The 6,000-nt window shown below is 72.1% G+C and carries 7 protein-coding genes; 3 read left to right on the top strand and 4 right to left on the bottom strand.

The genetic code is table 11. The features are described 5' to 3' along the window. Together ABD329_RS35765 and ABD329_RS35760 are read left to right on the top strand one after the other, a co-directional pair. A partial coding sequence (locus tag ABD329_RS35765; RefSeq protein WP_344317446.1) for a DUF1707 SHOCT-like domain-containing protein occupies nt 1-649 on the top strand: 649 nt, incomplete at its 5' end. A gap of 178 nt (nt 650-827) precedes the next feature. Next, on the top strand, nt 828-1,184 hold the full coding sequence (locus ABD329_RS35760) for a WhiB family transcriptional regulator (RefSeq protein ID WP_020868722.1): 357 nt from the start codon (nt 828-830) through the stop codon (nt 1,182-1,184). Between the two features lie 140 nt (nt 1,185-1,324). Here ABD329_RS35760 and glpX read toward each other — a convergent pair whose 3' ends face one another. Then, nucleotides 1,325-2,356 carry a class II fructose-bisphosphatase gene (gene glpX / locus ABD329_RS35755; RefSeq protein WP_020868721.1) on the bottom strand — a complete coding sequence of 344 codons (1,032 nt, stop codon included), beginning with the start codon at nt 2,354-2,356 and terminating at the stop codon, nt 1,325-1,327. Between the two features lie 188 nt (nt 2,357-2,544). Here glpX and ABD329_RS35750 point away from each other — a divergent pair, with 188 nt between their 5' ends. Next, a complete protein-coding gene (locus tag ABD329_RS35750; RefSeq protein WP_198277715.1) occupies nt 2,545-3,084 on the top strand; it encodes a DUF4245 domain-containing protein in 540 nt (179 codons plus the stop codon). Between the two features lie 116 nt (nt 3,085-3,200). Here the strand turns inward: ABD329_RS35750 and ABD329_RS35745 are convergent, their stop codons facing one another. The 3 genes from ABD329_RS35745 to xseA form a co-directional block, all read right to left on the bottom strand. Further along, nucleotides 3,201-3,791, bottom strand: a complete 591-nt coding sequence (locus tag ABD329_RS35745; protein ID WP_198277704.1) for a malonic semialdehyde reductase — start codon at nt 3,789-3,791, stop codon at nt 3,201-3,203. Nucleotides 3,792-4,391: 600 nt separating this feature from the next. Beyond that, nucleotides 4,392-4,718, bottom strand: coding sequence for an exodeoxyribonuclease VII small subunit (locus ABD329_RS35740; RefSeq protein ID WP_198277705.1), 327 nt, complete (start codon nt 4,716-4,718; stop codon nt 4,392-4,394). A 10-nt stretch (nt 4,719-4,728) separates the two neighbouring features. Continuing rightward, nucleotides 4,729-5,949, bottom strand: coding sequence for an exodeoxyribonuclease VII large subunit (gene xseA, locus ABD329_RS35735; RefSeq protein ID WP_198277706.1), 1,221 nt, complete (start codon nt 5,947-5,949; stop codon nt 4,729-4,731). Nucleotides 5,950-6,000 lie beyond the last annotated feature (51 nt).

Below are 6,000 nucleotides of genomic sequence, written 5' to 3'. Positions count from 1 at the left end.
GGCGCCCGCCGCGACCGCGCCCGCCGCGCCTGCCGCGCCCGCGGCCGTCGCCGAGCTCCGCGCGTCCGACGCGGACCGCGACCGGATCGCGGACATCCTGCGGGAGGCCCTCGCCGAGGGGCGGCTCCAGCCGGAGGAGCACGCCGAGCGGATCGACGCGGTCTATCGCGCCAAGACCCTCGGCGAGCTGGAGCCCCTGGTGCGCGATCTGCCCACCGCCCCCGCGCGCGGCGCCGCCACCGCCTCCGCGCGCGACGCGGAGTCGGAGTGGCCGCGCTCCCTACCCGAGTCGGAAAACCTGGTGGCGGTCTTCGGCGGTTCGACGCGCAAGGGCCGCTGGCGGGTCAGGCGCCGTACGAACGCCCTGGCGGTCTTCGGCGGCGTCGAGATCGATCTGACCGAGGCGGTCTTCGAGCAGCAGGAGATCGTCATCCATGTCGTGGCCGCCTTCGGCGGGGTGGAGATCAAGGTCCCGGAGAACGTCTCGCTGCGCGGTTCGGGCGCGGGCATCCTCGGCGGTTTCGACGTCACGACATACGAGGCGCAGGACCCCGACGCACCGGTGATCCACGTCACCGGGTTCGCCGTCTTCGGCAGTGTGGAGGCCAAGCCCAAGCGCGGTAAGCGGCTCAAGAACCTGCGAGCATAAGCCCTGAAGAAGGGGTGTGCACGGGGAAGTTCCGGGTGGGACAACGGTGTGCATAAGCGCGCGCACAGCGGGTAAGGCTTGGTGCATCGTCTCTCGTACGGCTGATGGGGGTGCTAACGGGGCCGTACACCTCGAGGCGGGCAAGGGTGACCACCGGAGCCGTCGTCAGGAGTAGACCGTGCTGCAACCGCATCAGCCCCTGCTGGAAGCCGCCGTGCCCCCGCAGCGCGTCCCCGCGCGGGATCAGGCCGGCCCCTGGCACTCGGAGGCGGTGTGCCGACGGGACGAGGCCGGGCTGTTCTTCGCTCCTTCAAAGGAGCCCACGGCTGCCAGGCTGTCGCGGGAGGAGGCCGCCAAGCGCGTCTGCGCGCGCTGCCCGGTCATGGTCGAGTGCCGGGAGCACGCACTGCTTCAGCCGGAGCCGTACGGAGTGTGGGGCGGGCTGACCGCGGCCGAGCGCCGGGTCGTGCTGGCCCGCCGCCGGCGCCGGGAGGCGGAGCTACAGCGCGCGGTGCGGGTCGCCGCCGCCGGCTGAACTCTTCGGGACCTGGGCCGGGCGCCGCCGGGAGGCGGGACCCGGCCCTTGTCATGCGGCGTCTGTCATGCGGCGTCTGTCATGCGGGGCCCGTCACGCTGGGCCCGTCACGCGGTGGCTGAACGCCGCCGTCACCTCGCTCAGCTCGGCCGCTCGAAGTCGACCGAGGCGTAGGCGCGCAGCTTGGCCAGCCGGTGGGTGGAGTCGATCTGCCGGATCGTCCCGGACTTGGACCGCATCACCAGCGACTGGGTGGTGGCGGTCTCCGCGCGGTACCGCACCCCGCGCAGCAGATCCCCGTCGGTGATGCCGGTCGCGACGAAGAACACATTGTCGCCGCTGACCAGGTCGTCCGTCTCCAGCACCTGGTCGAGGTCGTGGCCCGCGTCGAGGGCGCGCTGCCGCTCCTCGTCGTCCTTGGGCCACAGCTTGGCCTGGATGGTGCCGCCGAGGCACTTGATCGCACAGGCCGCGATGATGCCCTCCGGCGTACCGCCGACGCCCAGCAGCAGATCCACACCGGTGCTCTCGCGCGCGGCCATGATCGCGCCGGCCACATCGCCGTCGGAGATGAACTTGATCCGGGCGCCCGCCTCGCGGATCTCCTTGACGATGCCCTCGTGGCGGGGGCGGTCCAGGACCACCACGGTGACGTCCTCGGGGCTGGACTTCTTCGCCTTGGCGATCCGGCGGATGTTCACGCCGGGGGGCGCGGTGATGTCGACGAACTCGGCGGCGTCGGGGCCGGTGACCAGCTTGTCCATGTAGAACACGGCCGAGGGGTCGAACATGGTGCCGCGCTCGGCGACCGCGAGCACGGAGACGGCGTTGGCCATGCCCTTCGCGGTGAGCGTGGTGCCGTCCACCGGGTCCACGGCCACATCGCACTCCGGGCCGGTGCCGTCGCCCACGCGCTCACCGTTGAAGAGCATCGGCGCCTCGTCCTTCTCCCCCTCTCCGATGACGACGACGCCGTTCATCGAGACGGTGTGCACGAGGGAGCGCATGGCCTTGACGGCGGCGCCGTCGGCGCCGTTCTTGTCGCCGCGGCCCACCCAGCGTCCGGAGGCCATGGCACCCGCCTCGGTGACCCGGACGAGTTCCAGGGCGAGGTTGCGATCGGGAGCCTCGGGGCTGACCTCGAGCTGGGACGGGAGATGATGCTCGGTCATCGGAGCGCACCTTTCTGTACGGCGACGGACCGTGAGGGCCCCTCCGCCCCGCGAGGGGGATCAGGAGGGTGAGGGTGTTCATGACTTTATCCGCTGATTGGCTAAGTGAGCAGATAGCCCCACGCATGAGCACGGCCCTGTTGCGAGGTGCGGCGACCCGATGAGGGACGATAGGGGGCGTGGCAGGTATGCGTGGCAAAGAGACGGTCCGGGACATGGTGCTGTCGCTGGCGGCGATCGGCGTCGTCGCGGCGGCCATCTACCTCTTCGGTATCCCGCATGACGAGGGCCCCAAGGGCTCCGGGGTGAAGACGGTGAACTACCGCGTGGAACTGGCCACGGCCCGCCGCGCCGCCCCGTACCCGGTGGCCGCCCCCGACCCCGGAAGCCTGCCCAAGGGCTGGCGCGCGACCTCGGTGACCTACCGCCCGGCCGCCGCGGAGGACGGCGCGCTCTGGCACCTCGGCTTCCTCGACCAGAACGAGGACTACATCGCGGTCGAGCAGAGCGACGGCAAGCCCGTGCCGTTCGTGGAGGAGGTCACCCAGCAGGCGCGGGAGACCAAGCGGACGCAGCGGATCGACGGCGAGGACTGGGTCCGCTACGACGGCGACAAGTACGACGCGCTGGTGCGCGCGGAGCCGGGCGTGACCACGGTGGTCACCGGGACGGCGTCGTACGGGCAGCTGACGAAGATGGCCGAGGCGCTCACCGAGAAGAAGGGCTGAGCGGGCCGGCCCATATGACGGCTCGGGCCCTCGGCCCGGACCGTGCGCGGTCCGGGCCGAGGGCCCGAGGTTGATCAAGCGCGATAGAGCGTGCTCGAGTGCGATCGAGTGGTCGATCAGACCGTGGTGATGACGTCGTCGTAGCCCAGGCGGGGACCACGCGGGAACCAGGCGTCCTCGCCCGGCTTGCCGATGTTGATCACCATCAGCGGGGTGTGGTCGTCGTCCAGGAACTCCTTCTGGACCCCGGCCGGGTCGAAGCCGGTCATCGGGCCGGCGGCGAGACCGGCGGCGCGGATGCCCAGGATGAAGTAACCGGCCTGAAGCGAGGCATTGAGCGCCGCGGCCTGCTCACGGGCGGCGCGCTCGGAAAAGAAGACGTCCTTGGCCTGCGGGAAGTGCGGGAAGAGCGCGGGCAGCTCCTCGTGGAACTCGTTGTCCGCGGCGAGGATCGCGACCAGCGGGGCGGTGGAGGTCTTGGGCTGGTTGCCCTCGGCCATGTGCTGGACCAGCCGCTCACGGGCCTCGGGCGAGCGGACCAGCACGATACGCAGCGGCGACTGGTTGAACGCGGTCGGCGCGTACTTGATCAGGTCGTAGATCGCCTGCACCTGCTCCTCGGTCACCGGCTCATCGGTGAACGTGTTGGCGGTGCGGGCCTCGCGGAAGAGCAGGTCCTGGGCGGCGGCGTCGAGAACGAGTGCCATGGAAGAAACCTCTGCATAAGCGGGGATATCGCTGACGGGCTCCACTGTACGGCACTTAGATTAACGTTCAACTAAAAAGATGGCGTGAGGTGGGGGAGGTGCTCTGAATCACACTGTGCATGGAGCGGAGACCAGACACGGCGGGTGCAGCGGGTCGGCCGTGGCCGGTGCGCGGCCGATCGGCCGGGGCGGCCCGAGTACCGGGAGCAGCCGATTGTGGCCGCCGGTGGGCGGCGGTTGACCGAAGCCGGTCGACGCCGGGCGCCGGTCGACCGCGACCGGTCGGCGGTTTGCGATGAGCGGCGGCCGTAAGCCTTCGGCGGGGCTCCGCGCGCCCTCGGCGGACGGGGGCACCGACTGTGGCCGGTCGGCGCTCGGGCGCCGGTCGAGCGTGGCTGTCCGGCGGTTTGCGATGAGCGGCGGCCGTAAGCCTTCGGCGGGGCTCCGCGCGCCCTCGGTGGACGGGGGCACCGACTGCGGCCGGTCGGCGCTCGGGCGCCGGTCGAGCGTGGCTGTTCGGCGGTTTGCGATGAGCGGCGGCCGGTCGGCCCTCGGCGGGGCTCTTCGTGCCCTCGGCGCCGGGCACCGGACGGTGGGCGGTCAGCCCTCCCCGGCGCTCTCCGCTTCCTCGGCGCCTCCGGCGCCCTCCGCGCCTTCGTCCTCCGCCAGCGCCGCGTCCAGCCGGGCCCGCGCGCCCTCCAGCCAGTGGCGGCAGACCTTTGCCAGCTCCTCGCCGCGCTCCCACAGCGCCAGCGACTCCTCCAGACTGGTGCCGCCCGCCTCCAGCCGGCGGACCACCTCGACCAGCTCGTCCCGCGCCTGCTCATAGCCGAGCGTGGTCTCCGCCCGCGCGCTCTGCCCGGCCTGCTCGTCCGTCTGCCCGGCCTGCCCGTCCGTCTGCCCGGTCTGCTCGTCCGTCTTCGCCATACCCCTCACCCTATTCAGCGGGTCCGACAGCGACCCGCACCCGGAACTCGCCCTCGGAGACCCGCGCCCGCAGCTCCTCGCCCTCCGCGACCTCCTCGGCCGCCCGCACCACCGAGCCGTCGGGGTGCTGGAGCACCGCATAGCCGCGGCGCAGCGTCGCGGCGGGGGAGAGCGCCACCACCCGGGCCTGGGTGTGGGTCAGCTCGGAGTCGGCCCGGTCCAGCAGATGGCCCAGGCAGCGGCGGGCGCGCTCCAGCACCGCCGTGATCCGCTCCTCGCGCTCGTCCACCATGCGGTGCGGCTCCCGCATGCAGGGCCGGGCCAGCGCGGCGGCCAGCCCCCGCTCCTCCCGGTCCAGCAGCCCGTGCACACTGCGCAGCGCCCGCTCCCGCAGCTGCTGGACGCGCATCAGCTCCTCGCCCACATCGGGCACGATCTTCTTCGCCGCGTCCGTGGGCGTGGAGGCGCGCAGATCGGCGACCAGGTCCAGCAGCGGCGAGTCCGGCTCATGGCCGATCGCGGAGACCACCGGTGTACGGCACGCGGCCACCGCCCGGACCAGCTGCTCGTCCGAGAACGGCAGCAGGTCCTCCACACTGCCGCCGCCACGCGCCACCACGATCACATCCACCTCGGGCAGCGCGTCGAGCTCCTTGACCGCCTCGATCACCTGCGGCACCGCGTGCACCCCCTGCACGGCCACATTGCGCACCTCGAAGCGGACGGCGGGCCAGCGCAGCCGCGCGTTCTCCAGCACATCGCGCTCGGCGGCCGAGGCGCGGCCGCAGACCAGCCCTATCAGCTGCGGCAGAAACGGCAGCGCCTTCTTGCGGTCGGCGGCGAACAGCCCCTCCGCCGCCAGCGCCTTCTTCAACTGCTCCAGCCGCGCCAGCAGTTCGCCCACGCCCACCGGGCGGATCTCGGCGGCCCGCAGGGACAGCTGGCCCCGCGGCGCGTACCACTCCGGCTTGGCGTGCACCACGACCCGCGCGCCCTCGGTGACCGTGTCCGCGATCTTGTCGAAGACGGCGCGGAAGCAGGTGACGGTCAGCGAGATGTCGTAACTGGGATCGCGCAGGGTCAGGAACACCACACCGGCGCCCGGGCGCCGGGACAGCTGGGTGATCTGCCCCTCGACCCAGACCGCGCCGAGCCGGTCGATCCAGCCCCCGATCAGCCGGGACACCTCGCCGACCGGGATCGGCGCCTCCGCGGACGTGTTGACAGCCATGACCGCGAGGGTATCGGCCACCACCGACAGCGGCGGGGGTCATCGCCCCCA

The sequence above is a fragment of the Streptomyces javensis genome, assembly GCF_039525925.1.
In the GTDB taxonomy this organism is placed as follows: Bacteria; Actinomycetota; Actinomycetes; order Streptomycetales; family Streptomycetaceae; genus Streptomyces; species Streptomyces asiaticus.
Note: the sequence above shows the minus strand (reverse complement) of the source record. Positions and strands in the feature narration are given on the sequence as shown.

Coding starts and splice junctions, on each gene's coding strand:
- ABD329_RS35740 (WP_198277705.1), bottom strand. CDS start 4,718: ATGGCGAAGACGGACGAGCAGACCGGGCAGACGGACGGGCAGGCCGGG.
- glpX (WP_020868721.1), bottom strand. CDS start 2,356: ATGACCGAGCATCATCTCCCGTCCCAGCTCGAGGTCAGCCCCGAGGCT.
- xseA (WP_198277706.1), bottom strand. CDS start 5,949: ATGGCTGTCAACACGTCCGCGGAGGCGCCGATCCCGGTCGGCGAGGTG.
- ABD329_RS35745 (WP_198277704.1), bottom strand. CDS start 3,791: ATGGCACTCGTTCTCGACGCCGCCGCCCAGGACCTGCTCTTCCGCGAG.
- ABD329_RS35750 (WP_198277715.1), top strand. CDS start 2,545: ATGCGTGGCAAAGAGACGGTCCGGGACATGGTGCTGTCGCTGGCGGCG.